Source organism: Clavibacter quasicaliforniensis, assembly GCF_051201715.1.
GTDB lineage: Bacteria > Actinomycetota > Actinomycetes > Actinomycetales > Microbacteriaceae > Clavibacter > Clavibacter seminis.
This window is the reverse complement of the sequence record NZ_CP139624.1, coordinates 3094561-3121518: the sequence shown is the minus strand read 5'-3', so window position 1 is coordinate 3121518 and position 26958 is coordinate 3094561. Positions and strand designations below refer to the sequence as shown.

Here is a 26958-nt window from a genome sequence, read left to right as displayed (position 1 = left end):
CGCCAGGCCACCACCCAGACGTGTTTCACATCCCGGAAACACGGCAGAAACGCCCGTGTGCGGCCGGGCTGTTCCTATAGGACGCAGCCGGATCCCCCGCCGGCGTCACCCGACTCCCCAGGAGATCCCATGTCGCACCCCGCCGCCCCGCCGGTCGCGCGCCACGCCGACCCCGCCGCCCCGGATCCCGCCGACCGCCCCGCGTTCTCCGAGTACGAGTCGGAGCCCGTGCCGCCCCACGCGCGCCGCCGCACCGCGTCGGTCGCCGCCGTGTGGCTCGGCTTCCCGATGATCCTCACCTGCGCCGTCTTCGGCGGCCTGGTCGTCCACTCGCTCGGCTTCTGGCCGGGCATGGGCGCGATCGCGGTCGGCACGCTCGTCCTCATGGTCTACGTCGGGGCGCTCAGCTACCTGGCCGGCCGCAGCGGCGAGAGCTTCGCGCTCATGGCGATGCGCACGTTCGGCGCGAAGGGGTACGTCGTGCCGGCGGGCTTCCTCGCCACCGTGGTCATCGGCTGGTTCGCGTTCCAGACCGGGCTCACCGGATCCACCCTGCACGGCAGCCTCGGCTGGGACCAGACGGGCACGACCCTCGTGGCCGGCCTCCTCTTCGTCGCGGTCACGCTGCTCGGCATCCGCGCGCTCTCCTGGATCGGCGTCGTCGCCGCTCCTCTCTACCTCGTGCTCGGCGCGGTCGCCGTCGTCATCGTGGCGACCAGGCCGGGCGGCGCGGAGCTCCAGACCGCGCCCGCCGCGGGAGCGGGCGCGCTCAGCTTCGGCGCGGCCGTGACCCTCGTCGTCGCGCTCTTCGCCGACTCGGGCACCATGACCGCCGACTTCACCCGCTGGGCGCGCTCGGGCCGGCAGGCCGTGCTCGCGACCCTCGCGGCGTTCCCGTTCGGCAACGCGATCGCGCTGGTGGTCGGCGGCCTCGTCGTCGCGCTGGGCGGCGCGACCGACCCGGGCACCGCGGGCGGCGACTTCCTCGGGATCCTCGTCGCGCAGGGCGGTGCCCTCGTGCCGCTCGCCGTGCTGTTCGTGGTGGTGAACCTCGGATCCGTGTGCGCCCACTGCCTCTACAACGGCGCCGTCGGCTGGAGCCAGCTCACCGGCATGCGCATGCGCCGCACGACGCTCGTGCTCGGCGCGGTGGGCGTCGTCCTCGCGGTCGCCGGCATCTGGACCTACTTCGAGGTGTGGCTGAACCTGCTCGGCGTGATCGTGCCGCCCATCGGCGCCGTGCTCATCGTCGACCAGCTCCTGCTCGCGCCGCGACGCGCGGCGGCCGGATCCATCGTCGCCCGCGGCGCCTGGCGAGCCCCCGCCTTCGTGGGCTGGGCGGTCGGAGCCGTCGTCGCGCTCGTGGCGCACGCGTACGCCGACTTCCTCTCCACGGCCGTCGTCGGCATGGTCGTCGGCGCGGTCGTCCTCGTCGTCGCGGACGCCGCGGGGCGGGTGCGCGCCCCGCTGGCCGCGGCCGTCGACGCGGGGGAGGCCCGCTCGTGAGCGCGGTCACCGTGCCCGCGACCGTCGCCGGCACCACGTCCGTCGCGGCGGATCCCTACGCCTGGCCCTACGACGGCGCCGTCGACGTCGCCCGCACCGCCGTGGTCTGCATCGACTGGCAGGTCGACTTCTGCGGAGTCGGCGGCTACGTCGACCGCATGGGCTACGACCTCGCCCTCACCCGCGCGGGCCTCGCGCCCACCGCGCGGCTGCTCGAGCGGGTGCGCGCGCTCGGCATGACCGTCATCCACACCCGCGAGGGCCACCGCCCCGACCTCTCCGACCTGCCCGCGAACAAGCGCTGGCGGTCGGAGCGCGCGGGCGCCGAGATCGGCAGCGTCGGCCCGTGCGGGCGGATCCTCGTGCGCGGCGAACCCGGCTGGGAGATCGTCCCCGAGGTGGCCCCGCTCCCGGGCGAGCCCGTGATCGACAAGCCCGGCAAGGGCGCGTTCTACGCGACCGACCTCGACCTGGTGCTGCGGGCGCGCGCCATCGACCGGCTGATCCTCACGGGCATCACGACCGACGTCTGCGTCTCCACGACCATGCGCGAGGCCAACGACCGCGGCTACGAGTGCCTCGTGCTGTCGGACTGCACGGGTGCCACGGATCCGTCGAACCACGACGCGGCGCTGCGCATGGTCACGATGCAGGGCGGCGTGTTCGGCGCGGTCGCCGCATCGGGCGACGTGCTCGCGGCGCTCGCCGGGGCGGAGGTGCGCGCGTGAGCGGCGACTTCGGTGCGGCCGGCGCGACCACTCCGCTGCCGGCCGTGGGAAACGCATCCGTCGTCGACCGCGTGGAGGCCGCGTACGCGCGCATCGCCGAGGTCGACCGGCCCGAGGTGTGGATCACGCTGCTCGACCTGGCCGAGGCACGGGAACGCGCCGCCGAGCTCGACGACCGCATCGCCCGGGCGCCTGCGGGATCGCTGCCGCTCGCGGGCTGGCTCGTGGCCGTTAAGGACAACATCGACGTCGCCGGGATGCCCACGACCGCCGCCTGCCCGTCCGCCGCCACGACGCCCGAGGTCGACGCGCCCGCCGTCGCGCGCCTGCGGGAGGCCGGCGCGCTCGTGCTCGGCAAGACCAACCTCGACCAGTTCGCCACCGGCCTCGTCGGCACGCGCAGCCCCTACGGCGCCGTGCGGCACGCGACCCGGCCCGACCGCATCTCGGGCGGATCCAGCTCGGGCTCGGCGGTCGCCGTCGCGCTGGGCCTCGTCGACGTGGCGCTCGGCACCGACACCGCGGGATCCGGCCGCGTGCCCGCCGCGCTGCACGGTCTCGTCGGGATCAAGCCCACGCTCGGCCTGGTGCCCGCCACGGGCGTCGTGCCCGCCTGCCGCTCCTACGACACCGTGAGCGTGCTCGCCGCCGACCTCGCGACCGCGCAGCGCGCGCTCGCCGTGATGGTCGGGCCCGACCCGGCGGATCCCGCGAGCCGCGACTGGCCGTCCACCACGCGCCTCGCGCCGCGCGGCGTCCCCGTCATCGGCGTTCCCGCCGACGGCGACCTCGCGCCCCTCTCGCCCGGCGCCCGCGCGGCGTTCGCGGCCGCCGTCGAGCGGATGAGCGACTCGGGCGCCGTCGTCGAGACCGTCGACCTCGGCCCCTTCCTCCGCGCCGCGCTCCTCCTCTACGAGGGCGCGCTCGTGGCGGAGCGCTGCGAGGCGGCCGGGGCGTCCGTGCTCGCGGACGCGCCGGACCTGGATCCCACGGTCGCCGGCATCGTGCGCGCCGCCCTCGGGATCCCCGCGCACCGGCTGGTGGAGGACCGCGCGCTCCTCGAGCGCCTGCGCGTCGCCGCCTGCGCGGTGTTCGACGCCCCGCGCGGCGACCACCGCGGGATCGACGCGCTGCTCCTGCCGACGACCACCGAGCACCCGACGCTCGCCGAGGTCGCCGCCGAGCCGGTCGCCGTCAACGCGCGCCTCGGCACGTACACGAACTTCGTGAACCTCTTCGACCTGTGCGCCGTCGCGGTGCCCGCGGGGGAGGCGGACGGATCCCCCTTCGGCGTCAGCCTCGTGGCGCCCGCGTTCGCCGACCAGGTCGTGCTCGACCTCGCCGGGCGGATCACGGGCGATCCCGCGCGTCCCGCGCTCCTGCCGACCGACGCGGTCGACGTGGTCGTGTTCGGCGCGCACCTGGGCGGGCAGCCGCTGCATCGCCAGCTCAGCGACCTCGGCGCGCGCTTCTCCCGCGACGTGCGCACGAGCGCGGCGTACCGCATGGCGCACCTCCCGGGCGAGCCCGCGCGACCCGGCGTCGCGCCGGCACCCGACGGCGACGGCGTCCCGCTCGAGGGCGAGGCCTGGACCCTCACCCGCGCCGGCCTCGCCGCGTTCCTCGCCGGAATGGTCCGGCCCATGGCCCTCGGTCCGCTGGAGCTCGAGGACGGCACGTGGGCCGTCGGGTTCCTCTGCACCGACACGGCAGGCGCGCCGGACATCAGCGCGCACGGCGGGTGGATGCGGTACCTGGCGTCCCGCGGTCAGGCGGTCTCGGGCTCCTGATCCGCGGGCGCCGACCGCCACGGGCTGATCTCGTGCGCGGCGGCGGGGGCTGTCGCGGAGGTGGCCGTCGTGCCGGGGGCCGCCGCGGCCGCCGCCCGCGCCGCGCGTCCCGCCCGGACCCGCGCGGGCCCGTCCGCCGCCGTGCCGCGCAGCCGCACGAGCTGCATCACGGCCACGCCCAGGAGCGCGATCTCGCCGAGGTCGCGCAGCGTGATCACCCCGACCATCAACGGGACCACGTCGATGAGCAGCAGGTACGCGTAGGGGAACACGAGCTGCGTGAGCGCGGCCACGACCAGCCCGAGGCGCGCCGCGAGGGCCGTGCCGGGGGCGTGGCGGTCGTGCACGAGCATCACGATGATCGGCACGGCGAACCACGACACGTACTGCGGCGAGCCGACCTTGTTCGTCACGATGAGCGCCGCCACCAGCGCGAGCGACAGCGGCCCGATCAGCGCGGCGGGGGAGGCGCCGCGGTGGTGGGCGCGGATCCCGAGCAGCGTCACGACGAGCACGACGCCCAGCATGATCGGCGTGAGCGCGGCCGCGACGGCGTCCACCCCGGGGCCCGACACCTGGAAGGTGATGAGTGCCGCGTCGTGGTAGACGCGATAGCGGTCGTCGCCCGCGACGATGAGCCACAGGTGGTACAGCGCGGCGGTCGACTCGACCTGCAGCCCGCGGCCGGTCTGCTCGCCCACGAAGCCCAGCACGTTCGCGCCGCTGCCGAGGGCGAGGGATCCGGCGACGACGACGGCCGTGGTGCCGAGCGCGGCGGCGACGACCTTGCCGCGCGCGAGCCCGCGGCGGGCGATCACGCCGGTGAGCAGCAGCGCTGCCGGCCACACCTTGACCCAGGCTCCGACGGTCAGGAGCGCGGAGGCCAGGGCGGGCCGGGTCGCGAGCACGAGCAGGCCGGCGAGGGCGAGGGGCACGGTGACCGCGTCGATCCGGCCGAGCGAGATGGGCCCGAGCGCCACGAGGAAGCCGAGCCACCAGGCGGCGGGAGCGTGGCCCCGCCCGCGGCGGATGCGGAGCAGCAGGGCGAACGCGGCGGCGTCGAGCGACGTCACCAGCGCGAGCCACACCGTGCCGTAGAACGCGGTGCCGCCGACGAGCGAGATGAGCATGGGCACGGCCGCGAGGATCGGGTACACCCACGGCAGGTCCACGCCCACCCGGCCGCCGCCCGCCATCCCCTCCTGCATCCAGACGCGGTAGACGTCCGTCACGTCCGTGAGCGCCGAGGTGGGGCCGATCAGGTTGAGCGCGATGAGCCAGAGGTGGCAGAGGGCGAACGCCAGCCACGGCCGCGACATGATGCCCCGGGCCGGCGGGCGGACGGCGTGCGCGGCGAGGGACGCGTCCGCGGTCACCGGGCGGCGCCCTCTCGGCGCGCAGGCGGGTGCATGTCGGGTGGTTCTCCTGCGGTCGGGACGGACGGGGACGCGGGCCGCGGCGGCCGGAGCCCGGTTCGCGGACGCCCGGCAGGCGGGCGGTGCACCCGCGATGCTAGGACACGCGGGCGGCGGCCCGCCGTGAGCGGGGGCCGCCGCGCGATCAGTCGGTGCCGCGGAGCCGCGCCACCGTGTGCATCACGTGGTAGACGACGATGGCCGCGACGGTGCCGAGCGCGATCCCGTTGAACGTCACGGTGCCGAGCGTGAAGGTGAACGGCGCGATCGCGACGATGAGCGCGGTGGCGGCCGTGAGCTGGTTGACGGGCTTGGCGAAGTCCACCTTGTTGTCGAGCCAGATCTTCACGCCGATGATCCCGATGAGGCCGTACAGCGCGGTGGTCACGCCGCCGAGCACGCCCTGCGGGATCGTGTTGATCACCGCGCCGACCTTGGGCGAGAGCCCGAGCAGCACGGCGAACGCGCCCGCCACCCAGTACGCGGCGGTCGAGTAGACGCGGGTGGCCGCCATCACGCCGATGTTCTCGCCGTAGGTCGTGGTGCCGGATCCGCCGCCGAGGCCCGCGAGCACGGTCGCGAGGCCGTCGGCGAGGAGCGCGCGGCCGGTCAGCTTGTTGACGCTGCCGTCGGTCATCTGCGCGACGCCGCGGATGTGGCCGACGTTCTCCGCGACCAGCACGAGCACCACGGGCAGGAACGCGGGGAGCAGCGCCCAGAACTGCGGCGTGATCTCGGGCGCGTGGAACTCGGGCAGGCCGATCCACGCGGCCGACCCGACCGCGTCGAACACGATCTCGCCGCGGATCGCGGCCACGACGTAGCCCACGACCACGCCGAGCACGATGGAGAGCCGGCCGAGGATCCCGCGGAACAGCACGGTCGAGAGGATCACCGCGGCGAGCGTGATGCTCGCCGTCACGGGCGCCTTCACGAAGTTGTCGCGCGCGGCCGACGCCAGGTTGAAGCCGATGAGCGCCACGATCGCGCCGGCGACGACGGGCGGGAGCAGCGCGTCGATCCAGCCCGTGCCGGTGAGCTGCACGATGCCGCCGACGATGGCGAGCATCACGCCGACCGCCACGATGCCCGCGAGCGCCGCCCCGATGCCGCCGCCGCCCGCCGCCGTGGCCGCGTTGGCCGCGCCGATCGGCGCGATGAACGCGAAGGACGAGCCGAGGTAGCTGGGCAGCCGGTTCTTGGTGATGAGGAGGAAGAGGATCGTGCCGATCCCGGAGAAGAACAGCGTGGTCGTGGGCGGGAAGCCCGTGAGCGCGGGCACGAGGAAGGTCGCGCCGAACATCGCGACGACGTGCTGCATCCCGAGGCCGATGGTGCGCGGCCAGGTGAGGCGCTCGCCGGGGCCGACGACCGCGGAGGTCTCCACCGTCCGTCCGTCGCCGTGGAGGGTCCAGATCTGTCGGGCCATGATCGCCTGCTCTCGCGCGGGTGTGTGGGGAGACGCCCCGATCGGCGAGCGTACCGACGCCGTGTTGCGGTGGCGTTTCCGGGGGCGGATCTCAGCCCCGGCGGACCGCGATCCGGTTGGCGACGCCCCACACGACGACGAGCACGAGCACCTGCCCGCCGAGCCACCAGTCGAGGTCGCCCAGCATCGTGCGCACGAGGAACGCCCCGCAGGAGAGGAGGATCGCGGCGACGCCGACCGCGGCGAATCCGCGCTGGGCGAGCTGCCGGTCGCGCTCGTCCCGGTACTCGAGCCCGTCGATCCGCGTCCCGTCGCTCGCCTCCGGCTGCGCCGCGACCACGGCCTGGATGAGGCAGATGACGGCGAACGCGGCCAGGGTGATCGCCCGGTCCGTGTATCCGAGGATGAGCACGACGACCGCGGCGAGCAGGAACGCCCCGACGAGGATCATGTTGACGCGGGAGATCCCGCGGCGTTCAGTCGTCTTCGACATGGAAGACCTCCTCGACGGATCGGTGGAAGAAGCGCGCCGTCTTCACGGCGAGGGCGAGCGACGGGTCGTAGCGGCCCGTCTCGATGGCGTTGATCGTCTGGCGGGAGACACCGAGCGCGTCGGCGAGGGACTGCTGGGAGAGCCCGGCCGCCGTCCGGAGCGTCCTCACCTCGCTGCGCATGGATGACAAGCTAGCTTGACACCCGTGCGGTGTCAAGCGCGCTTGTCATCTCTCCCGGCGCGGATCCGGCCGACGCGCCTAGGCTCGTGCCCATGAGCGCCGAGACACCTCCGACCGGGATCCGCACCGACGAGCTGGACGCGGGGGTGCGCCCGCAGGACGACCTCTACCTCCACGTGAACGGGCGCTGGCTCGACCGCACCGAGATCCCCGACGACAAGGCCCGCTGGGGCTCGTTCCACCAGCTGGCCGAGGCGGCGGAGGACGCAGTCCGCGTGATCATCGAGGAGGCCGTCGACGCCGAGCCCGGCACCGAGGAGCGCAAGACCGGCGACCTCTTCACCAGCTTCATGGACGAGGAGCGCGTCGAGCGCCTCGGCGTCGAGCCGATCCGCGACCAGCTCGACGCCGCTGCCGCCGTCACCGACGTGCCGTCCTTCCTGCGCACCCTGGGAGCCCTCGAGCAGACCAACGTGAGCGGCCTGCTCGGCCTCTTCGTCGACAACGACCCGGGCGACCCCGAGCGCTACGTCGTGCAGATCGAGCAGGGCGGCATCGGCCTGCCCGACGAGAGCTACTACCGCGAGGACGGCCACGCGGACATCCGCACGGCGTACCGCGCGTTCGTCGAGCGCATGCTCGACCTCGCCGGCCTCGACGACGCGTCCGCCCACGCCGACCGGATCCTCGACCTCGAGACCCGCATCGCCGCGGCCCACTGGGACAACGTCCGCACCCGCGACAGCCAGGCCACCTACAACCTCGTCTCCTGGGCCGATCTCCGCGAGCTCGTTTCGAAGGCGGCCGGCGCCGACCTCGACGTCTGGCGCGCGGCCCTCGACGCGCCCGCCGCCGCGCTCGACGAGGTCGTGCTCCGCGAGCCGAGCTTCGCCGAGGGCCTCGGCGCGCTGCTGACCGACGCCGAGATCCCGGCGCTCCGCGACTGGCTCACCTGGCAGGTCGTCCGCTCCAACGCGGCCCTGCTGCCGAAGGCCTTCTCCGAGGCGTCGTTCGACTTCTACGGCCGCACGCTCACGGGTGCGCCCGAGCAGCGCGTGCGGTGGAAGCGCGGCGTCTCGCTGGTGGAGGGATCCATGGGCGAGGCCATCGGCCGGATCTACGTCGAGCGCCACTTCTCGCCCACCGCCAAGGCCGAGATGGACGTGCTCGTCGGCCACCTCGTGCAGGCCTACCGCGACTCCATCTCCGGCCTCGAGTGGATGACCGCCGAGACGCGCGGGCGGGCGCTGGAGAAGCTGGAGAAGTTCACCCCGAAGATCGGCTTCCCGGACAAGTGGCGCGACTACTCCGCGCTCGAGATCGACCCGACCGACCTCGTCGGCAACGTCCGCGCGACCGCCCGCTTCGAGACGCGGCGCGAGCTCGCCAAGATCGGCGCCCCGCTCGACCGCGACGAGTGGTTCATGACGCCGCAGACCATCAACGCGTACTACAACCCGGGGTTCAACGAGATCGTGTTCCCGGCCGCGATCCTGCAGTTCCCGTTCTTCGACGAGGCGCGGGATCCGGCCGCCAACTACGGCGCGATCGGCGCGGTCATCGGCCACGAGATCGGCCACGGCTTCGACGACCAGGGCTCGCGCTACGACGGCGACGGCCGCCTCACCGACTGGTGGACCCCGGCCGACCGCGCGGCGTTCGAGGAGCGGACGGCGTCGCTGATCCAGCAGTACGACGCCCTCGTGCCGGCGCAGCTGACGGCCGACGACGCCCCGCACGTCAACGGCGCGCTCACCATCGGCGAGAACATCGGCGACCTCGGCGGCCTCTCCATCGCGTGGAAGGCGTACCTCCTGTCCCTCGACGGCGCCGAGCCGCCGGTGATCGACGGGCTCACAGGCGCCGAGCGGTTCTTCCTCTCCTGGGCGCAGGCCTGGCAGCAGAAGGGCCGCGACGCCGAGGTGATGCGGCTGCTCGCCATCGACCCGCACGCGCCGAACGAGTTCCGCTGCAACCAGATCGTCCGCAACATCGACGCGTTCTACGAGACGTTCGACGTGCAGCCCGGCGACGGCCTCTGGCTCGACGAGGAGGCCCGCGTCACCATCTGGTGACGCGCCGCGCGATGGCCGCCGTCGGCGAGGATCCGCGACGCCGCTCCCGGCACGCCGGGGGCGGTCCCGCGCGCCACGCGGGGCAGGAGCCGACCGACGGCTTCCGCTCCGCGTTCCGCGCGCTCGGCGGACTCGCCCTCGACGGGATGCGGGTCGCGGCCCGCGCGACCGACCTCGACTCGGGCGACGTCGTGCTCGCCGTCGACGACCACGTCGCCCTGCCCGCGGCCGGGCTCGGCCGCGTGCTGCTCCTCGTCGAGCTCTCCGCGCGCATGACGGGCGGGGACCTCTCGCCGCTGCACCTCGTGGATCGCCGGCCCGACGACGAGGGCGGCACCGCGGGCCTGTGGCGCCACCTCGTGGTGCCCTCGCTGCCCGTCACCGACCTGGCCTCGCTCGTCGGCGCGACGGGCGACGCGGCCGCCACCAACGCGCTCCTCGGGCTCGTCGGCCTCGACGCCGTGCGCACGCGCGCCGAGTCGCTCGGCCTCCGTCGCACAGCGCTCCTCGACGTGGCGCGCGGCACCCGCGGACCGGACGACGCCCCGCAGCTCTCCGTGGGATCCGCCCGCGAGCTCGCGTCGCTCTTCGCCTCGCTCGTGCACGGCGAGGTGGTCGACGAGGAGACGAGCACGCGCGTGGTCGGCTGGCTCGCGCTCAACACCGACCGATCCATGGTGGCCGCCTCCTTCGGGCTGGACGCGCCCGTGGGCCGCGGCGGCGAGCACGGCATGGCGCTCGTGGACTGCACGGGCGTGGACGCGGGCGTCCGGGCCGAGGCCGGCGTGCTCCGCGGGCCGCGCGGCGCGGTCGCCTACGCCGTCATGGTCCACTTCGACGACGCCGACCTCCGCGCCCGCCTCGCCGTCCGCGACGCCCTGGGCGTGGTCGGCCTCGACCTGCTGGAGCACGTGCACTGAGCCCCGCGGATCCGGCCGCCCACCGGTCGTGGATCCGCCCGGGCGTAGAGTCGGATGTCGCCCGCAACCCCTCCCGGGCGACGGAGGAGACCCCCACGATGACCGGCATGAACCCCGCCACCGCCAAGCGCCTCGCCCGCGACGACGTCGCGCCGATGTACGCGGAGGTGGATGCGGCCATCGCGCGCGCCGAGATCCCCGGCACCCCGGAGTGGCAGGAGAAGGTCCGCGGACGCATCGTCATGGTGCGCCACGGCCAGACCGAGTGGAGCGTCAACGGGCGCCACACCGGCACGACCGACATCCCCCTCACGGAGACCGGCGAGGAGCAGGCCCGCGCGGTCGGCGGCGTGCTCGCCGGCACCGAGTTCGGCCTCGTGCTCGCCAGCCCGCGCTCCCGTGCGCAGCGCACCGCGGAGCTCATCGGCTACGGCGACCAGGCCGAGGTCGACGACCGGCTCGTCGAGTTCGACTACGGCGCGTACGAGGGCCGCACCACCGCCGACATCCAGTCCGAGCGCGGCCACTGGGACCTGTGGACCGACGGCGTCCCCGCGGGCGACACCCCCGGCGAGACGTCCCAGCAGGTCCGCGACCGCGTGCTCCAGGTGCTCGAGCGCGTGCTGCCCGTGCTCGAGTCCGGCCAGGACGTGCTCCTCGTCGCGCACGCGCACGTGATCCGCGCGCTCGCCGTCGCCTGGGTCGGCCTGCCCGCGGAGGCCGGAGGGATCCTCACCCTCTCCACCTCCACGCTCAGCGAGCTCGGCTTCGAGCACGGCCGCCACGCGATCATGCGCTGGAACTGCCCGGCCGACGGCTGGGCGCCGTCGCCCGTGGGCGGCAGCCGGTAGCCACCGCGGTCGCGACGGCGGGCCCGACGCCTGACGGGCGGCGCGTAGGATCGCCCTTCGTGGCACAGAAGAAGAAGCGCACCCGGCAGGCCCCGTCATCCGCAGCCCGCACCCGACCGGGATCGCCCGCGAAGGCCCGCTCCGGCAACCCGGCCAAGGTGCGGAAGGCCACCGCGCGCGACTGGATCTCCGGCGCCCGCATCCGCACCCTCCCGCTCGCCGTCGCCCCCGTCGCGATCGGCGCCGGAGCCGCTCGCGCGCTCGGCCCCGACGAGGGCGTCTCCCTCGGCCTCGCGCTCCTCTGCCTCGCTGTCGCGGTGCTGCTGCAGATCGGCGTGAACTACGCCAACGACTACTCCGACGGCGTGCGCGGTACCGACGACGTGCGCGTCGGCCCCGCCCGCCTCACCGGATCCGGCGCCGCGAAGCCCCGCACCGTGCTCGCCGTGGCGCTCACGTTCTTCGGCCTCGCCGCGGTCGCGGGCCTCGCCATCGTGCTCATCACCGGCCACTGGTGGCTGCTCGCGGTCGGAGCCGTCGCCATCGTCGCGGCCTACTTCTACACCGGAGGCAAGCGCCCCTACGGCTACGCGGGCCTCGGCGACGTCGTCGTCTTAGTGTTCTTCGGCCTGGTCGCGACCGCGGGCACGCAGTTCATCCTCATCGGCATGATCACGGGCGAGGGCTGGCTGGGCGGCGTCGCGGCGGGCGGATTCGCGTGCGCGGTGCTCATGGTCAACAACATCCGCGACATCGAGCAGGACGGCAAGGTCGGCAAGCGCACGCTGGCGGTGCGGCTCGGCCCGCGCGGCTCGCGGATCGTCTACTGCATCGAGATCGCGATCGCCTACGGCGTCGTGGCCTTCTTCTTCCTCTTCTACCCGAAGGCGCTGCTCGTGCTGTTCACGCTCGTGCTGGCGCTGCCGGCCGCGATCATCGCGTGCACCGGCCGCACGCCCAAGGAGCTGATCCTCTCGCTGCAGCTCACGAGCATGGCGGCGCTCACGTTCGGCCTGGGCCTCGGGGCGGCGTTCGCGTTCTGAGCGCGATGGATCCCGCCCTCGTCCGCGCCCTCGAGGTCGACCACCAGACGTGGCCGACCGGCGATCCACGGCTCCTCGCCGTCCGAGAGCGGTCGGGCCGCGGGCGGCTCGCGGTCCTCGTGGTCGACGCGGCGCTCCTGGCCTGGTGGGGCGAGCGGTCGGCGACGGATCCCGAGCGTGCGGCTGCCGCCCTCGCGGCCCGGGTCGCGCGGGCGCTCGCGGAGGCGCGTCCGGGGGAGCGGTACCTCGTGCTCGACGGCGGGCGCCTCGCGCCATCGACGCGCACGACGGCCCCCGCGGTGCGCGACACGCCCCCGACGACGGGCGGCCGGTGGGTCGCCTACGTGCCGATCGAGCGCGACGGATCCGCGGACCCGGGCTGACGCGCGCGGCTCAGCTGCGCGCGGGGCGGTCAGGTCAGGCGCTCGGTGATCCGGACGGCGACCTGGTCGCCCAGGTCCTTGCCCAGCTTCTTCCGGAGCTTCGCGCTGATCGAGAGCATGTGGCCGCCGGTGCCGGTGGGCAGGAGACCAGCCGTCAGCGGCTCGCCGTCGACGGTCGCCGTCACCTTCACCGCCTTGCCCGTCCCGAGGAGCTCCACGGAGCCGGGGACCTCCACGCACGGCCACAGGTCGCCCTTGACGGTGACGCCGATGGTCGCCGAGAAGGCGAGGTCGAGAGGTCTGGCGCTCACGCGTGCATCCCCTCGTCGACGTCCGTGCTTGTGCGGCTCGAGCGTATCCGGCGGGGCGCTGAGGCTCCAGCCCCGCCGTGATGTCGGCTCCGGCGTCAGCTGCGCTCGGCCTCGCCGTCGGCGCGCGGGGCGGCCGACGCGGTGCCGGCGGATCCGGCACCCGGCGTGCCCGAGGCCGCGACGTCGGGGGATCCGGCCGCCCGGGCCCGGCGCTCGGCGGCGTCCACCGCGGCGTCCTCGGAGTCGTCGTCCTCGACGGGCGCCTTGCGGCCGGCCGCGATGGCCGCGAGATCCGCCGCCATGGCCTCGCGCTGCTTGCGCAGGAAGATGTACGACCCGCAGAACGACACCACGGCGCCGACGACCGCGGCGAGCGGCCAGAAGTCCGGGCTCACGGCGACCACCAGCCCGAACGGGACGGCGAACAGGAGGATGCGGACGACGGTGTAGACGAGCCAGTAGCGACGGGAACTCACCGGGTCAGCATAGGTCGGTCGCCTGGGCAGGCCTCTCCCCTGCACAGGCCGCCGCCGTCCAGCCGGGGCCCGGCCGCCGCCCCCTTCCCGCTCGCTGGACGCCCGGCGTCCTCCCCGGTTGCGGAGCTACCATCGGGAGATGCCCCGCCTGTTGATCGGTCTCGCCGTCGTGATCGTGTTCTTCACGGTCTTCGTCATCGTGGACACCTCCCTGACGCCGCGGACCCGCATGCGCGGCCTCCCCAAGCCCGCGTGGATCGCGGTGGTCGTCCTGGTGCCCGTCATCGGCGGCGTCCTGTGGCTCACCATCGGCAAGGACCGCACCGACCTCGCCCGTGCATCCGGCCGTCGCCTCGGCCCGGACGACGACCCCGACTTCCTCTCCGGCCTCGGCCGCACGCGGTCGGAGGAGGAGCGGATCCGCCGCCTCGAGCAGGAGCTCGCCGACCTCGACAGCGACGGCACCGGCCCCGACGAGCCGCAGCAGCCCGGTGCCACCGGCGGCCCCACCCGGCCAAACCGCGACGACGACGACCGGGCGCCTGGCCGCCGGGACGCCTGACCGCCGGTGAGCTCGACCGAGTCCCGCCCCGCCCAGCCGTCCTCCACCTCGCCCCGCACGGGCAACCCCTCCACGGATCGCGCCATCGCGATGCTCCTCTCGCTCGTCGCGGAGGGCGTCACCGACATCGTCCTCTGCCCCGGATCCCGCTCCCAGGCCCTCGCGCTCGTCGCGGCCGAGCTCGAGCGGGTCGCGGGCGTCCGCCTGCACGTGCGCATCGACGAGCGGGCGGCCGCGTTCCTCGCGCTCGGCCTCGGCGTGGAGTCCGGCAGGCCGGCGCCCGTCATCACGACCTCCGGCACGGCCGTCGCCAACCTGCACCCCGCCGTGCTCGAGGGCTGGCACTCGGGCGTCCCGATGCTGCTGCTCACGGGTGACCGCCCGGCGGAGCTCCGCGGCATCGCGAGCAACCAGACCACCCGCCAGCCCGGCATGTTCGGCGACCGGGTCGTCGTCGTCGACGTGCCGGCGCCCGAGGAGACCGACGAAGACCTGGCACGCGATGCGGGTCTGGCCCGTGACGCGTACCGCCGCGCCCGCGACGAGCGGACGCCCGTGCACGTGAACGTGGCGTTCCGGGATCCGCTGTCCGTCGCGGTGCCGGACCTCACGGAGGCCGTGGCGGAGGCGCGCGCCGCCGCAGATGCCGAGGCCGCCGCCGCGCCTGAGCCCGCCGGCCCGCCCGCCGCCGACGTCCTCGACCTCCCGCACGGCCCGCGCACGCTCGTCGTCGCCGGCCACGCCGCGGGCGAGGCCGCCGAGGAGCTCGCGCGCGCCGGCGGCTGGCCGCTCGCGGCCGAGATATCGAGCGGATCCCACTTCGGCCCGAACCTCGTCGTCTCCTTCCGCGAGCTGCTCGCCCGCCCCGGCTTCGGCGACCGCGTCGAGCGCGTCATCGTCTTCGGCCACCCGACCCTCACCCGCGAGGTCCCGCTGCTCGTCGGTCGCGAGGACGTCGAGGCGATCGTCGTCGGATCCACCGGCGGCGAGGACTACGACCCGCGCCACCGCGTCACCGCCCACCCGGCCGCCGTGCGCGTCGTGGGCGAGCCCGCGGATCCCGCCGACGCCCGCCGCTGGCTCGGCACGTGGGTGCAGGAGAGCCGCGCGATCCTCGACGAGGCGAGCGCCGCGGAGTCCGCGCCGCTCCTGCCCTCGGGCACCACGCCGGCCGAGCGCCGCGACTTCGCGCGCGCCGAGCTCGCCGCCGTGCGCGCCGACGTCACCCGCCGCCACCTCGTGCGCGCGCTCTGGCAGGCCACCTGGCCGCACGACCGGCTCGTGCTCGGGGCGTCGCGCCTCATCCGCGAGGCCGATCGCGCGCTCCCCGGCAAGCGCGTGCGCGTGCACGCCAACCGCGGGCTCGCCGGCATCGACGGCACGATCTCCACCGGTCTCGGCATCGCGCTCGCCTCGCAGGCCGGATCCGGGAGCGCGGCCGCCGGCATCACGCGCGTGCTCGTGGGCGACCTCACGCTCCTGCACGACGTCGGGTCGCTGCTCATCGGCACGGGCGAGCGGATGCCGCGGATCCAGGTCATCGTCGGCAACGACGGCGGCGGCACCATCTTCGACGGCCTCGAGGTCGCGAACACGGCCGCGCCCGCCGCCATCGACCGCGTCATGTTCACGCCGCAGCGGGTGGACCTCGCGAGCCTCGCGAAGGCCTACGGCTGGGCGTACCTGCGCGCCGCGACCCACGGCGAGCTGGAGGCGGCGCTCACGACCGCGTCCGAGGCGCCGCTGCTCATCGAGGTGCCGCTGGTCCGGTAGCCGATCCGGATCGGCGGGCGGGCGCACGACCCGGGTCAGGCGGGGATCGCGCCGCGCCACGTGCGCAGCAGCCCGCGCTCGGACTCCGTCAGATCAGCTGCGTCGAAGAGCGAGTCGAGGTCGACGCCCGTCATCGCGTCCCGGAACGCCGCCTCGCTCGTGGTGCCGCGCTCGGCGAGGAACGCCTCGATCGCGGGCTCCAGGTCTGGCTGGCCTTGGTTCGCCGACCGCTCCAGCCCGAGTCGGATCGTCTCCAGGTAGTCGTCGACGATCTCGTCCGGCTCGGCGCCCACCGCGAGCAGCAGGAGCAGGGCGACGAGGCCCGTGCGATCGCGGCCGGCGCCGCAGTGGAAGAGGATGCCGCCGGCGGGCGCGTGCGCGATCGTCCGCAGGGCGGCGCCGGCTCGGTCCGGCAGCTCGGCGAGGTGCGGCAGGTAGTAGATCGGCGTGCCGTGGAGGCCGGCGGACCAGTAGGGCTCCCAGAAGCCGGGGTGGTCGTCGAGCCCGTCGAGGTCGACGTGCGCGCGGTGGATCCAGTCGGGCCGCGGATGCGTGTCCCGGGCGCGCTCGCCGGGCTGGCGGAGGTCGAGCACCGTGCGGTAGCCGAGCTCGCGCAGGCGCTCCCAGCCGGCGTCGGTGATGAGGTCGGCGTCCTCGCAGCGGGCGAGGACGCCGGTCGGGGTCGTGCCGCCGTCCCGGAGGCGGATGCCGCCGAGGTCGCGGGCGTTGACGAGGCCGTCGATCGGGAGGGCGCGGTCGGATGCGGTCATCGCCCGAGTCGACCACGGCGGTCGGCGCCGCCGCATCATCCTCCCGACCATCAAACGGATGTTTGACAGTGGTGCACCCGCCGTGGTCCGATGGCCGCATGCCCGCCGACGAGACCGACCTGCGCGACCTCCGCGTCATCGCCCACCCGCTGCGCCTGCGCCTGCTCTCCCTCTGCACCCGCTCGCCGATGAGCGCGTCCGAGGCCGCACGCGAGCTGGGCGAGACGCAGGCGAACGTCAGCTACCACCTGCGCCGGCTGCGCGAGGCCGGGCTCCTCGAGGACGCGGGCGTCGAGCGGATCCGCGGGGGAGCGGCCAAGCGCTACCGGCACGTGCCCGCGAGCGGCGAGCGGCTCGACGCCCTCACCGGCGGCAGCATGCCGACCCTGGCCGCGGCGCTCACGGCGGAGCTGACCCGCCGGGCCGCGCTGCACGAGGAGGGCACTCGGCCGGTGATCACGGACGCCGAGCTCACGGTCTCGACCGGCACGTGGATCCGCGTGCAGGAGCTGGCCCGCGAGCTCGGCACCGTGCTCCACGACGACTCCGCCCGCCGGCCGGGGGATGACGACGTGCAGGTGAGCGCGACGCTCGCGCTGTTCGCGATGGCGGCGCCCGCGCCCACGGCTCCGGCGTCGGCGTGACCGCCACCCGGACGCCGCCGCCCGCCCGCACCGGATACCTCGCCGTCCTGGCGCTGCCCGGCGCGCTCCGCGTGTTCCTCCCGGCGATGCTCGGCCGGCTCTCCTTCGCGATGGTCGCCCTCGCGCTGCTGCTCCTCGTCCAGGCGGGCACCGGGTCCTTCGCGGCGGCCGGCCTCGCGACCGGCGCGCTCGGCCTCGCCAACGTCCTCGCGTCGCCCATCCGGGCACGGCTCGTGGACGCGCACGGCCAGCGTCCCGTGCTCGTGGCGCTCGCGGTCGCCCACGCGCTCGGGCTCGTCGGGGTCCTCGCGGTGGTCCGCATCGGCGCGCCCGTGGGGGTCGTCGTCGTGGCGGCCGCGCTCGCCGGCCTCGCGATGCCGCCGCTCGGCGCCGCCATGCGCGTCGTCTGGGCCGCCCTCGTGCCCGACCCTCGGATGCGGACGCGCGCCTACAGCCTCGACGCCGTGGGGGAGGAGGTCGTCTTCACCGTCGGGCCGCTCATCGTGGCGGCGCTCGTGGCGGTCGCGGATCCCGAGGTCGCCGTGCTCGCGTCGGCCGCCGCGAGCGTCATCGGCACCCTGGGCATGACGTCGTCGCGCCTGTCCCGGGCGCAGGGCGCGCGGCCGGCCCGGCCGGAGGCCCGGCCGACGGGAGACGGGCGCGCGCGTCGCCGGTCCGCGGATCCGCTCCGCCAGCCGCTCGTGATCCCGCTGCTCGTGACGCTGCTCGGCGTCGGCGCCGTGCTCGGATCCGTCGAGGTCGCCGTCGCGGCGCTGGCCGAGCGCGCGGGCAGCACGGCGCTCGCGGGTCCGCTGCTCGCCGCCTTCGCCGCGGGCAGCGCGGTCGGCGGGCTCGCGTACGGGACGCGCGCGTGGCGGTCTCCCGCGCGGATCCGCCTGGTCGTCCTCGTCGCGGCGATGCTCGCCGCGACGGCCGTGCTCGCCGCGGTCGCGGCCCGCGTCCCAACCGCCCCGGACGCTCTCGCCCTGCTCCTGCTCGCCGCCGCGCTCGTCCCCGTCGGCCTGTTCCTCGCGCCCGCGATGGTCACGGGCTACCTCCTCGCCGACGCGCAGACGGAGCCGTCGGTGCGGACCGAGGCATCCGCGTGGGTCAACACGGCCGTCAACACCGGGGTCGCGCTCGCGGCGGCCGCGGTCGGCGCGGTGGTGGACGCTGCGGGCCCGCTGGCCGGCATCGGGGTCGGCGCGGTCGCGGCGCTCGTCGTGGCCGGGATCGCGGCGCCGGCGCTGCTGCGGCGACGCGCGACGGCCGAGCCGACCCGGCCCGGCGCGTCCTAGCCCAGCGCCTCCACGACGGGCCGGAACTTCATGGCCGTCTCGGCGCGCTCGCGCTCGGGATCCGATCCCGCGACGATGCCGGCGCCCGCATGCGCGACGATGGCGCCCGACGGATCCACCTGGGCGCCGCGCAGCGCGATGGCCCACTCGCCGTCGCCGTCGGCCGCGACCCAGCCGACCGGCCCGGCGTAGCGGCCCCGGTCGGCGGGCTCGAGCTCGGCGATGAGCGACAGGGCGGCGGCCGTCGGGTGCCCGGCGACCGCGGCGGTCGGGTGCAGCGCGCCCACGAGGTCGAGCGACGAGGATCCGTCGCCGAGCGTGCCCGTGACGTCGCTCGCCAGGTGCCAGAGGTTCGGCAGCTTGAGCGTGAAGGGCGCGTCGGTGGTGGAGAGGTCGCGGCTGTGCGGGCGGAGCGCGTCGAGCACGCTGTCGCGCGCGAACGCGTGCTCCTCGTTGTCCTTGCGGGATGCGGCGAGGCCGGCGGCCGCGGCGGCGTCGGTCCGCGCGTCCGTGCCGCGCGAGACGGTGCCGGCGAGCACGCGCGCGCCGACCGTGCCGCCGCCGACGCGCACGAGCGTCTCGGGGCTCGCGCCGATGAGGCCGTCGACCGCATAGGTCCAGCAGTCCGGGTAGCCGAGCGCGAAGCGGCTGAGCGCGAGCCGCAGGTCGCCGCCGAGGGGGAGGCGGCCGACGAGGTCGCGCGCGAGCACGACCTTCTGCACCTCGCCCGTGCCGATGGTCGCGACGGCGCTCGCGACGGCCCGCTCGTACTCGTCGGGGCCCATGGATCCGGGGCGCAGGTGCAGGCGGTACTCGGCGCCGGAGCGCTCGGGCACGGGGATGGAGCCCGCGGCCAGGGCGTCGAGCGGGGACGCGGCGTCGCCGTCCTCCTGATCGGCGAGCCGGATCCGCGTGACCCACGACACCCCGTCCCGTCGGCCGACCACGATGCGGGGCACGACGAGCACGCTCGCGGCCTCCGAGTCGTCGGCGAAGGCGAAGGCGCCGAACGCGATGAGGCCCGTGCCGGGGATCCCGAGCGGATCCGTCACGGTCGCGGCCGCGGCCACCTCGCGCCACGCGGCGGCGGCGTCCCGCACGCGGTCGGGCCCGCGGAACTCGAGGCGGAGGGCCTCGCCGATGCCGCCCATCCCGGATCCGTGCCGGAGCCACAGGAGCGGGTGCCGGGCGTCGAGGAGGGGGACGAGCCGGGCGATGGAGTCGACGGGGGTGGTGTCGACGAGGAGCGCTCGGACGCGGGATGCGGTCACGGATGCCAGCCTACCGCCGGGGATCCGGGCCTCCCCGGGTGCCGGCCGACCGCGGACGAGGGCCCCGTCGGTGCCCGCCGCCCCCGTCCTCTGATGGGCCCCTGGGCATCCGGCCGCCGCCCACCGCGTGCCCAGCGCGCCCGAATAGACTGACCGCGTGATGCGAGCAGACCTCAGCAAGAAGCCCGGCCAGGTGTCGGCCATGTTCGACGAGGTCTCGAGCGCCTACGACCGCACGAACACCCTCCTGTCGGTAGGGAACGACCAGCTGTGGCGCGTAGCCACCACGCGCGCCGTCGCCCCGGTCGCGGGGGAGCGGATCCTCGACCTGGCTGCCGGCACCGGCACCTCGAGCGCCGCGCTCGCCGTGTCCGGCGCCCACGTGGTCGCCGCCGACTTCTCCGAGGGCATGCTCGAGGTCGGCCGCCGCCGCCTCGCCGGCAACGAGCGGGTCGAGTTCGTGCACGCCGACGCAACCGACCTCCCGTTCGACGACGACTCCTTCGACGCCGTCACCATCTCCTTCGGCCTCCGCAACGTGGTCGAGCCGCGCAAGGGCCTCGACGAGCTGCTCCGCGTGCTCAAGCCCGGCGGCCGCATCGTCATCTGCGAGTTCAGCACCCCGCCCGTGCCGCTCGTGCGCCGCGGCTACGACCTCTACATGAAGGCCGTCGCGCCGTCGCTCGTGAAGCTCGTCAGCTCCAACGCCAGCGCGTACGAGTACCTCAACGAGTCGATCCAGGCCTGGCCCGACCAGGAGACGCTGTCGTCGTGGCTCCGTGAGGCTGGATTCGCGTCGGTCGAGCACCGTAACCTCACTGCGGGGATCGTGGCGCTGCACCGCGGCGTCAAGCCAGCCGGCCGTCACGCCGCTCCCCGTCCCGCCGCGTCCTGACCGCGCGTGAACCCCCACAGACAAGGACGCCGAACATGAGTCCGAGCATCCCGCTCGCCCGCCGCGGCACCTCCGTCGCCTCGCACGCCAGCCTCACCGAGCGCCTCTTCTCGTCCTCGGACGACCGCCGCATGGCGCGCAGCATCGACGACGGGCTCGCGCTCGTCGAGGAGCAGCTGCTCCGCGAGGTCCGGTTCGCCGACGACGTTGCGGACGTCACCACGCGCTACCTGCTCGACGCGGGCGGCAAGCGCGTGCGCCCGATGCTCGCGCTCCTCATCGCACAGCTCGGCGAGGGCAACACGCAGCAGGTGGTGGACGCTGCGGTCGCCATCGAGATCACGCACCTCGCGTCGCTGTACCACGACGACGTCATGGACGAGGCGGACATGCGCCGCGGCGTCCCGAGCGCGCAGGCCGTGTGGGGCAACTCCGTCGCGATCCTCGCGGGCGACCTCCTCTTCGCGCGTGCCAGCAAGATCGTCGCCGACCTCGGCCCGCGCGCCATCCGCCTGCAGGCCGCCACCTTCGAGCGCCTCGTCCTCGGCCAGCTGCACGAGACCATCGGCCCGCGCGACGAGCAGGATCCGATCGAGCACTACCTCGACGTCCTCGCCGACAAGACCGGCTCCCTCATCGCATGCGCCGCGCAGATGGGCGTCATCTACTCCGGCGCGGATCCCGAGCTCGAGTCGGCCGTGCTGGCCTTCGGCGAGCGCACGGGCGTCGCCTTCCAGCTCGTCGACGACGTGCTCGACCTCGCCGACCAGCCCGAGGAGACCGGCAAGCTCGCCGGCACCGACCTCCGCGCCGGCGTCGCCACCCTCCCCCTCCTCTACCTGCGCCGGCTCGCGGAGACGGACGCCGCCGCGGCGTCGCTGCTCGCCCGGATCCAGCGCGACGTCGCGCACGAGGAGACGCCCGAGTCCGAGGCCGACCTCACGGCAGCCATCGCCGAGCTGCGCGACCACGAGGTCACGGCCCGCACCATCGCGGAGGCGCACCGCTGGGCCGCCGAGGCGGTCGACGCGCTCGCGCCGCTCCCGGAGGGCCCGGTCAAGAAGGCGCTCACGCGCTTCGCCGACACCATCGTCGAGCGCACGCGCTAGCTGCCGCTCGTCCCCGCCGGCTCTCGCGGGGATCCGCACCACCACGCCCCCGCACGGCCGGCACGGGGACGACGACGAACCGGAGACACCAGTGACCAAGCTCAGGCTGGCCATCGTGGGCGCAGGGCCCGCGGGCATCTACGCGGCCGACATCATCCTGAAGGCCGAGAAGCAGTTCGACGTCTCCATCGACCTCTTCGAGCGCCTCCCCGCGCCCTACGGCCTGGTCCGCTACGGCGTCGCGCCCGACCACCCGCGCATCAAGGGCATCATCGGCGCGCTGCGCGACGTGCTCGACCGCGGCGACATCCGCATCTTCGGCAACGTCGAGTACGGCCGCGACATCACGCTGGAGGACCTCCAGAGGCACTACAACGCGGTCATCTTCTCCACGGGCGCGATCCGCGACGCCGAGCTCGACATCCCCGGCATCGACCTGCCGGGCTCCTACGGCGCGGCCGACTTCGTCAACTGGTTCGACGGCCACCCGGACTTCCCGCGCGACTGGCCGCTCGACGCCCGCGAGGTCGCCGTCATCGGCAACGGGAACGTGGCGCTCGACGTGGCGCGCATGCTCGCCAAGCACGCCGACGACCTGCTGCCCACCGAGATCCCGGACAACGTCTACACGGGGCTCAAGCACTCGCCCGTCACCGACGTGCACGTCTTCGGCCGCCGCGGACCCGCGCAGGTCAAGTTCACGCCGCTCGAGCTCCGCGAGCTCGGCGAGGTCCCGGACGTCGACGTGATCGTCTACGACGAGGACTTCGGCGTGGATCCCGCCGCCGAGGAGGCCGCGAAGACCAACAAGCAGGTCATGGTCATCAGCCGCGTGCTCGAGAAGTGGCGCGCGCGCGAGACCGGATCCGCGTCCCGCCGCCTCCACCTGCACTTCTACTCGCGCCCCGCGGAGGTGCTCGCGTCCGACGACGCCGAGCCCCGCGTCGCCGGCCTGCGCATCGAGCGCACGCGTCCCGACGGCCTCGGCGGCGTCGAGGGCACGGGCGAGTTCCGCGACGTGCCCGTGCAGGCGATCTACCGCGCGGTCGGGTACTTCGGCTCGCCGGTCGACGGGATCCCGTTCGACGAGCGCCGCGGCGTCATCCCGAACCACGAGGGCCAGGTCCTCGACGAGGACAACAACCGCATCCCCGGCGTCTACGCCACGGGCTGGATCAAGCGCGGCCCCATCGGCCTCATCGGGCACACCAAGTCCGACGCCATGGAGACCATCTCGCACGTGCTCAACGACCAGGGCGACTGGTGGACCCCCGAGGCGCCCGAGGAGCAGGCGATCGTCGACCTCCTCGCCGAGCGCGGCATCGAGCACACCGACCTCGCCGGCTGGCACGCGCTCGACGAGCACGAGATCGCCCTGGGGCAGCCGCACGGCCGCGCCCGCATCAAGGTGGTCGAGCGCGACGAGATGCTCGAGGCGTCGCGGCCGCGGCAGTCCGTCTGATCGGCGCGCGCCGCACGATCTGATCGACGCCGACGGGCGCCCGCGGTCCTCCCGCTGGCGCCCGTCCGTCATCCGTCCCCAGCCGCTCGCGCGTACGCCCGGCCGGCGGTCCGCAGCCCCTAGGGTCGCCGCGTGATCCTCGCCGCCGCGCCCGCCCTCGCCGCCGCGCCCGCCCTCGCCGCCGCGGCCGGGCTCGCCGGCGCCGCCGTCGGCGCCTGGTCCCCGGCGCTCGCCCGCGTCGCCCTCGCGGGAGGCCGGCGCCTCGACGGCCTCGACGCCCGCCCGCTGGATCCGCTCCCCGGCCTCGGCCGCACGGCCGCGGTCGTCGCCGCGCCGGTCACGGGCGCGCTCGCGGCCCTGGTCGTCGCCGAGACGCCGCCCGCGCGGATCCCCGTGGCGCTCCTCCTCGTGATCGTGGGCCCGGTGCTCGTGCTCGCGGACCTCGCCGCGCACCGCCTGCCCGACCGCGCCACCGCTCCCGCGGCCGTCGCCGCCGCGTCCCTCGCGCTGGTCGCGGGCGGATCCGGCCTCCTGCTCCAGGCCGCGGCGTGCGGCGCGGGCGCCGTCCTGGTGCTCGCGCTCCTCCAGGCGGCCACCGGCGGCGGCCTCGGCACGGGCGACGTGAAGCTCGCGGGCGTCATCGGGCTGGCGCTCGGGCAGGCCGGACCCGCTCAGGTCGCGCTGGGCCTCGCCGCGGGCACGCTCCTCGGCGGCGTCGCGGCGACCGCCCTGCTCGTCGCGGGACGCGCTCGGGCGTCGACCGCCGTGCCGTTCGGCCCGTGGCTCGTGCTGGGCGCGCTCCTGGTGGCGGCCGTTCCCCGTACGCTCGCCTGAGCGCGCACGCGACCCCGGCCGATGATCGCCTGTGCGCCGAGACCCTCGCGCGTCCGCAGGCGTACGGTGGAGGAAGTGTCCAAGACCCCGGCATCGACGTACTGACGAGCCAGAGGAAAAAAAGATGGCACAGAGATCGCTCACACTGCTGCATGACGAGACCGGCGTGCTCCTCGCCGCGGCCTCGCGCGCGGTGGTCTCGCTCTACCGGCCCCTGCTGCAGCCGCTCAACCTCACGCATCCGCAGTACCTCGTGCTGCTGGCCCTCGACGAGGAGGAGCCGCAGGCCGTCGTCGACCTGGCGGAGAAGCTGCACATAACCCCGGGCACGCTCTCGCCGCTGCTCAAGCGCCTGGAGGTCTTCGGGTACGTCACCCGGTTCCGCGACACGACGGACGAGCGTCGCCTGTCCGTCGGCCTCACGGACGCCGGGCGCGAGATGCTGCCCGTCATCTGGCGCGTGGGCGACCAGGTCCGCCGTGACATCGCCGGCGAGGACGCGGGCGACTCCGCGCTCCGCGGCCTGCTGCAGGACGTCCTCGACCGCGCCACCGCGCACGAGCAGGACCAGGGGCACGACCACCCGGACGCATCCGCCGCCGACCGCGACTGACGCGCATCCCGCGCGCGGGCCCCGCGGCTACTGCACGCCCGAGGTCAGCCGCGCGAGGTTGTCGAGGACGGTGCTCCAGCGCGTGCGCCTGCTCCACTCCTCGAGGGTCAGCTCGCGGCTGCGCTCGCGGTAGCCGTCCTCGACCCGCCGCATCTCGCGCACGAAGCCGGGACCGCGCACCATCAGCGAGACCTCCATGTTGAGGCTGAACGAGCGCATGTCCATGTTGCTGGATCCGATGACCGCCACGTCGTCGTCGATCGTGAAGTGCTTGCTGTGCAGGATGTACGGGGCCCGGTACATCCAGATCCGCACGCCCGCCTTCAGCAGCTCCTCGTAGTACGAGCGCTGCGCGTGATAGACCACGGGCTGGTCGCCGATCTCGCTCACGAACAGCTCCACCGAGAGCCCGCGCTGCACGGCCGTCGTGATCGCGTACCGCATCGAGTCGTCGGGCACGAAGTACGGCGACGTGATGACGATCCGCTCCTGCGCGTAGTAGAGCAGCGCGTTGAACAGGCGCAGGTTGTTCTCGCCGGGGAACCCGGGGCCGGACGGCACGACCTGGCAGTCGAGCTCCTCGTCGTCGTCCGACGCCGCGATCTCGATGGGCTCGGTCTCGCGCACGAGCAGCTGGTCGGTCTCGGCGTACCAGTCGGTGATGAAGATCGCGTTGAGGCCGCTGACGATGGGGCCCTCGAGCCTGGTCATGAGGTCCTGCCACTTGAGGCCGCGCTTGCGGTTGACGACCTTGTTGTAGCTGCGGTGCACCATGTTCTGCGATCCCATGAAGCCCACGCGGCCGTCGACCACGAGCACCTTGCGGTGGTTGCGGAGGTCCGGCCGCTGGTAGCGCCCGCGCAGCGGCTGCACGGGGAGCATGAGGTGCCAGTCCGCGCCGATCGCCGTGAGCTTGCGCGTGGTGCGCTTGTAGCCGGGCGCGCGCAGCGACGCGATGTGGTCGAGCAGCACCCGCACGGTGACGCCGCGCTGCACCGCGCGCTCGAGCGCGTCGAAGAAGGGGGCGCTCGTGACGTCCCACGCGAGGATGTAGAACTCGACGTGCACGTAGCGCGTCGCGCGGTCGACCTCGGCGGTCATCGCCTGGATCGACTCGTCGTAGTGGCTGTAGAGCTTCGCCCGGTTGCCGCCCACGAGCGGCATGGAGCCGAGCGTGCGGTTGAGCTCCACGACCGAGTCGAGCCACGACGGCCACGAGTGCTCGCGCGTGACGCGCTCGATGCCCTCGGTCGACTCGATGATGAACCGGTTGATCTCCTGCTGCTTCTCTCGGCGCCGCTTCGGCAGCCGGGTGGAGCCGATGAGGAGGAACAGGAAGATGCCGATGTACGGCAGGAAGAAGATCGCCATCAGCCACGCCATGGCGGTGGACGGCCGGCGATTCCGGGGGATGACCAGCAGGGCCACCACGCGCACGATGAAGTCGACGACGACCGCGAGCCCCGCGAGGACGAGGGTGGTCATCGAGGGGTCCATCAGCCGGAGTCTATCCGCCGATCGCCGCCGGCCCGGGGGTCGCGGCACCCGCCGGACAGGCCGGGCGGGCGCCGCGGAGGATCAGCGGAAGTTGACGAACTGCAGGTCGAGATCCACGTCGGCGCCCTTGAGCAGCGCGATGGTCTGCTGCAGGTCGTCGCGGCTCTTGCTCGAGACGCGGAGCTCGTCGCCCTCGACGCGGCTCTTGATGCTCTTGGGGCCCTCGTCGCGGATGATCTTGCCGATCTTCTTCGCGTTGGCCTGGTCGATGCCCTGCTTGAGGGTGACCTCGATGCGGTACTCCTTGCCCGAGGCGAAGGGCTCGCCCTCCTCGAGGCTCTTGAGGCCGATGCCGCGCTTGATCATCTTCGTCTGCAGCACGTCGAGGATCGCCTTCACGCGCTCCTCGCTCGAGGCCTTCATGAGGATGGTGTCGCCGCTCCACTCGATGGAGGCGCCTACGTTCTTGAAGTCGTAGCGCTGCTCCACCTCCTTCTGGGTCTGGTGGACGGCGTTGTCCGCCTCCATGCGGTCGACCTTGCTGACGACGTCGAACGAGGAATCTGCCATGCCGACCATGTTAAGGGACGGGCGGCAGCGGGCCCGCGGCGAGGGGATCCGACGATTTC

27 protein-coding genes are annotated in these 26958 nt (G+C 74.4%); 17 read left to right on the top strand and 10 right to left on the bottom strand.

What is annotated here, in order from left to right:
- Window positions 1-129: 129 nt before the first annotated feature.
- From NL142_RS14905 to atzF, 3 genes are read left to right on the top strand one after another with little or no spacing between them, the layout of a single operon-like run.
- The gene (locus NL142_RS14905; RefSeq protein WP_435080323.1) at window positions 130-1506 is read left to right on the top strand and encodes a purine-cytosine permease family protein; all 1377 of its coding nucleotides are present in this window, start codon (window positions 130-132) and stop codon (window positions 1504-1506) included.
- Entirely contained in the window at window positions 1503-2234 is a 732-nt protein-coding gene (gene biuH, locus NL142_RS14900; RefSeq protein ID WP_435080322.1) for a biuret amidohydrolase, read from the top strand. Before NL142_RS14905 ends, biuH begins: the two co-directional genes overlap by 4 nt.
- Window positions 2231-4024, top strand: a complete 1794-nt coding sequence (gene atzF, locus NL142_RS14895) for an allophanate hydrolase (protein ID WP_435080321.1) — start codon at window positions 2231-2233, stop codon at window positions 4022-4024. Before biuH ends, atzF begins: the two co-directional genes overlap by 4 nt.
- Here atzF and NL142_RS14890 read toward each other — a convergent pair.
- The 4 genes from NL142_RS14890 to NL142_RS14875 all read right to left on the bottom strand — a co-directional run bounded on the left by NL142_RS14890 (window position 4003) and on the right by NL142_RS14875 (window position 7542).
- Window positions 4003-5400 carry a hypothetical protein gene (locus NL142_RS14890; protein WP_435080320.1) on the bottom strand — a complete coding sequence of 466 codons (1398 nt, stop codon included), beginning with the start codon at window positions 5398-5400 and terminating at the stop codon, window positions 4003-4005. The two genes, atzF and NL142_RS14890, sit on opposite strands and share 22 nt — an antisense overlap.
- A gap of 184 nt (window positions 5401-5584) precedes the next feature.
- Window positions 5585-6868 carry a uracil-xanthine permease family protein gene (locus tag NL142_RS14885; protein ID WP_435080319.1) on the bottom strand — a complete coding sequence of 428 codons (1284 nt, stop codon included), beginning with the start codon at window positions 6866-6868 and terminating at the stop codon, window positions 5585-5587.
- A 91-nt stretch (window positions 6869-6959) separates the two neighbouring features.
- Window positions 6960-7361 carry a hypothetical protein gene (locus NL142_RS14880; protein ID WP_435080318.1) on the bottom strand — a complete coding sequence of 134 codons (402 nt, stop codon included), beginning with the start codon at window positions 7359-7361 and terminating at the stop codon, window positions 6960-6962.
- Window positions 7345-7542, bottom strand: a complete 198-nt coding sequence (locus NL142_RS14875; RefSeq protein ID WP_194684242.1) for a helix-turn-helix transcriptional regulator — start codon at window positions 7540-7542, stop codon at window positions 7345-7347. The genes NL142_RS14880 and NL142_RS14875 overlap by 17 nt, the downstream gene beginning before the upstream one ends.
- Window positions 7543-7634: 92 nt before the next feature.
- Here NL142_RS14875 and NL142_RS14870 point away from each other — a divergent pair, with 92 nt between their 5' ends.
- From NL142_RS14870 to NL142_RS14850, 5 genes are all read left to right on the top strand, one after another.
- Window positions 7635-9617 (top strand): M13 family metallopeptidase, encoded by a 1983-nt coding sequence (locus NL142_RS14870; protein ID WP_435080317.1) that lies wholly within the window; start codon window positions 7635-7637, stop codon window positions 9615-9617.
- 11 nt (window positions 9618-9628) lie between these two features.
- The gene (locus NL142_RS14865; RefSeq protein ID WP_194684553.1) at window positions 9629-10537 is read left to right on the top strand and encodes a serine hydrolase; all 909 of its coding nucleotides are present in this window, start codon (window positions 9629-9631) and stop codon (window positions 10535-10537) included.
- A gap of 107 nt (window positions 10538-10644) precedes the next feature.
- On the top strand, window positions 10645-11388 hold the full coding sequence (locus tag NL142_RS14860; RefSeq protein WP_406566691.1) for a histidine phosphatase family protein: 744 nt from the start codon (window positions 10645-10647) through the stop codon (window positions 11386-11388).
- A 59-nt stretch (window positions 11389-11447) separates the two neighbouring features.
- Window positions 11448-12431: a 1,4-dihydroxy-2-naphthoate polyprenyltransferase gene (locus NL142_RS14855; RefSeq protein ID WP_435080316.1), complete on the top strand. Its 984-nt coding sequence runs from the start codon at window positions 11448-11450 to the stop codon at window positions 12429-12431.
- A gap of 5 nt (window positions 12432-12436) precedes the next feature.
- Entirely contained in the window at window positions 12437-12814 is a 378-nt protein-coding gene (locus tag NL142_RS14850; protein WP_435080315.1) for a hypothetical protein, read from the top strand.
- 29 nt (window positions 12815-12843) lie between these two features.
- Here NL142_RS14850 and NL142_RS14845 read toward each other — a convergent pair whose 3' ends face one another.
- Window positions 12844-13125: a DUF1905 domain-containing protein gene (locus tag NL142_RS14845; RefSeq protein WP_194684248.1), complete on the bottom strand. Its 282-nt coding sequence runs from the start codon at window positions 13123-13125 to the stop codon at window positions 12844-12846.
- A 95-nt stretch (window positions 13126-13220) separates the two neighbouring features.
- Entirely contained in the window at window positions 13221-13601 is a 381-nt protein-coding gene (locus tag NL142_RS14840) for a DUF4229 domain-containing protein (protein ID WP_435080314.1), read from the bottom strand.
- A gap of 139 nt (window positions 13602-13740) precedes the next feature.
- Between NL142_RS14840 and NL142_RS14835 the strand changes: the two genes are divergently transcribed.
- Together NL142_RS14835 and menD are read left to right on the top strand one after the other, a co-directional pair.
- On the top strand, window positions 13741-14163 hold the full coding sequence (locus NL142_RS14835; protein ID WP_104235256.1) for a PLD nuclease N-terminal domain-containing protein: 423 nt from the start codon (window positions 13741-13743) through the stop codon (window positions 14161-14163).
- Window positions 14164-14253: 90 nt separating this feature from the next.
- Window positions 14254-15936: a 2-succinyl-5-enolpyruvyl-6-hydroxy-3-cyclohexene-1-carboxylic-acid synthase gene (menD, locus tag NL142_RS14830; protein ID WP_435081607.1), complete on the top strand. Its 1683-nt coding sequence runs from the start codon at window positions 14254-14256 to the stop codon at window positions 15934-15936.
- 35 nt (window positions 15937-15971) lie between these two features.
- Here menD and NL142_RS14825 read toward each other — a convergent pair whose 3' ends face one another.
- Window positions 15972-16706 (bottom strand): tyrosine-protein phosphatase, encoded by a 735-nt coding sequence (locus NL142_RS14825; RefSeq protein WP_435080313.1) that lies wholly within the window; start codon window positions 16704-16706, stop codon window positions 15972-15974.
- Window positions 16707-16804: 98 nt separating this feature from the next.
- On the opposite strand from NL142_RS14825, the gene NL142_RS14820 reads away from it, so the two are divergent.
- Complete coding sequence (locus NL142_RS14820) at window positions 16805-17350, top strand: ArsR/SmtB family transcription factor (protein WP_435080312.1); 546 nt, start codon at window positions 16805-16807, stop codon at window positions 17348-17350.
- Window positions 17347-18648 (top strand): MFS transporter, encoded by a 1302-nt coding sequence (locus NL142_RS14815; protein WP_435080311.1) that lies wholly within the window; start codon window positions 17347-17349, stop codon window positions 18646-18648. Before NL142_RS14820 ends, NL142_RS14815 begins: the two co-directional genes overlap by 4 nt.
- On the opposite strand, the gene NL142_RS14810 is transcribed toward NL142_RS14815, so the two are convergent.
- A complete protein-coding gene (locus NL142_RS14810; protein WP_435080310.1) occupies window positions 18645-19919 on the bottom strand; it encodes an isochorismate synthase in 1275 nt (424 codons plus the stop codon). The genes NL142_RS14815 and NL142_RS14810 overlap by 4 nt on opposite strands.
- A 160-nt stretch (window positions 19920-20079) precedes the next feature.
- Between NL142_RS14810 and ubiE the strand changes: the two genes are divergently transcribed.
- The 5 genes from ubiE to NL142_RS14785 all read left to right on the top strand — a co-directional run bounded on the left by ubiE (window position 20080) and on the right by NL142_RS14785 (window position 24832).
- Window positions 20080-20814, top strand: a complete 735-nt coding sequence (gene ubiE / locus NL142_RS14805) for a bifunctional demethylmenaquinone methyltransferase/2-methoxy-6-polyprenyl-1,4-benzoquinol methylase UbiE (protein WP_435081606.1) — start codon at window positions 20080-20082, stop codon at window positions 20812-20814.
- Window positions 20815-20849: 35 nt separating this feature from the next.
- The gene (locus NL142_RS14800; protein WP_194684263.1) at window positions 20850-21923 is read left to right on the top strand and encodes a polyprenyl synthetase family protein; all 1074 of its coding nucleotides are present in this window, start codon (window positions 20850-20852) and stop codon (window positions 21921-21923) included.
- Between the two features lie 91 nt (window positions 21924-22014).
- Window positions 22015-23385, top strand: a complete 1371-nt coding sequence (locus NL142_RS14795; RefSeq protein WP_435080309.1) for an FAD-dependent oxidoreductase — start codon at window positions 22015-22017, stop codon at window positions 23383-23385.
- 132 nt (window positions 23386-23517) lie between these two features.
- On the top strand, window positions 23518-24219 hold the full coding sequence (locus NL142_RS14790; protein ID WP_435080308.1) for a prepilin peptidase: 702 nt from the start codon (window positions 23518-23520) through the stop codon (window positions 24217-24219).
- Window positions 24220-24343: 124 nt separating this feature from the next.
- Complete coding sequence (locus tag NL142_RS14785; protein WP_435080307.1) at window positions 24344-24832, top strand: MarR family winged helix-turn-helix transcriptional regulator; 489 nt, start codon at window positions 24344-24346, stop codon at window positions 24830-24832.
- 27 nt (window positions 24833-24859) lie between these two features.
- On the opposite strand, the gene cls is transcribed toward NL142_RS14785, so the two are convergent.
- Both cls and NL142_RS14775 read right to left on the bottom strand, forming a co-directional pair.
- Complete coding sequence (gene cls / locus NL142_RS14780) at window positions 24860-26329, bottom strand: cardiolipin synthase (RefSeq protein ID WP_194684271.1); 1470 nt, start codon at window positions 26327-26329, stop codon at window positions 24860-24862.
- 81 nt (window positions 26330-26410) lie between these two features.
- Window positions 26411-26899 (bottom strand): YajQ family cyclic di-GMP-binding protein, encoded by a 489-nt coding sequence (locus NL142_RS14775; protein WP_043583901.1) that lies wholly within the window; start codon window positions 26897-26899, stop codon window positions 26411-26413.
- Between the last annotated feature and the right edge of the window lie 59 nt (window positions 26900-26958).

Excerpts from the sequence above, each read along its gene's own strand:
- NL142_RS14905 (WP_435080323.1), top strand. The coding sequence starts at position 130 with ATGTCGCACCCCGCCGCCCCGCCGGTCGCGCGCCACGCCGACCCCGCC.
- NL142_RS14885 (WP_435080319.1), bottom strand. The coding sequence starts at position 6,868 with ATGGCCCGACAGATCTGGACCCTCCACGGCGACGGACGGACGGTGGAG.
- NL142_RS14880 (WP_435080318.1), bottom strand. The coding sequence starts at position 7,361 with ATGTCGAAGACGACTGAACGCCGCGGGATCTCCCGCGTCAACATGATC.
- NL142_RS14875 (WP_194684242.1), bottom strand. The coding sequence starts at position 7,542 with ATGCGCAGCGAGGTGAGGACGCTCCGGACGGCGGCCGGGCTCTCCCAG.
- NL142_RS14870 (WP_435080317.1), top strand. The coding sequence starts at position 7,635 with ATGAGCGCCGAGACACCTCCGACCGGGATCCGCACCGACGAGCTGGAC.
- NL142_RS14865 (WP_194684553.1), top strand. The coding sequence starts at position 9,629 with ATGGCCGCCGTCGGCGAGGATCCGCGACGCCGCTCCCGGCACGCCGGG.
- NL142_RS14860 (WP_406566691.1), top strand. The coding sequence starts at position 10,645 with ATGAACCCCGCCACCGCCAAGCGCCTCGCCCGCGACGACGTCGCGCCG.
- NL142_RS14850 (WP_435080315.1), top strand. The coding sequence starts at position 12,437 with ATGGATCCCGCCCTCGTCCGCGCCCTCGAGGTCGACCACCAGACGTGG.
- NL142_RS14835 (WP_104235256.1), top strand. The coding sequence starts at position 13,741 with ATGCCCCGCCTGTTGATCGGTCTCGCCGTCGTGATCGTGTTCTTCACG.
- menD (WP_435081607.1), top strand. The coding sequence starts at position 14,254 with ATGCTCCTCTCGCTCGTCGCGGAGGGCGTCACCGACATCGTCCTCTGC.
- NL142_RS14825 (WP_435080313.1), bottom strand. The coding sequence starts at position 16,706 with ATGACCGCATCCGACCGCGCCCTCCCGATCGACGGCCTCGTCAACGCC.
- NL142_RS14820 (WP_435080312.1), top strand. The coding sequence starts at position 16,805 with ATGCCCGCCGACGAGACCGACCTGCGCGACCTCCGCGTCATCGCCCAC.
- ubiE (WP_435081606.1), top strand. The coding sequence starts at position 20,080 with ATGCGAGCAGACCTCAGCAAGAAGCCCGGCCAGGTGTCGGCCATGTTC.
- NL142_RS14800 (WP_194684263.1), top strand. The coding sequence starts at position 20,850 with ATGAGTCCGAGCATCCCGCTCGCCCGCCGCGGCACCTCCGTCGCCTCG.
- NL142_RS14785 (WP_435080307.1), top strand. The coding sequence starts at position 24,344 with ATGGCACAGAGATCGCTCACACTGCTGCATGACGAGACCGGCGTGCTC.
- cls (WP_194684271.1), bottom strand. The coding sequence starts at position 26,329 with ATGGACCCCTCGATGACCACCCTCGTCCTCGCGGGGCTCGCGGTCGTC.
- NL142_RS14775 (WP_043583901.1), bottom strand. The coding sequence starts at position 26,899 with ATGGCAGATTCCTCGTTCGACGTCGTCAGCAAGGTCGACCGCATGGAG.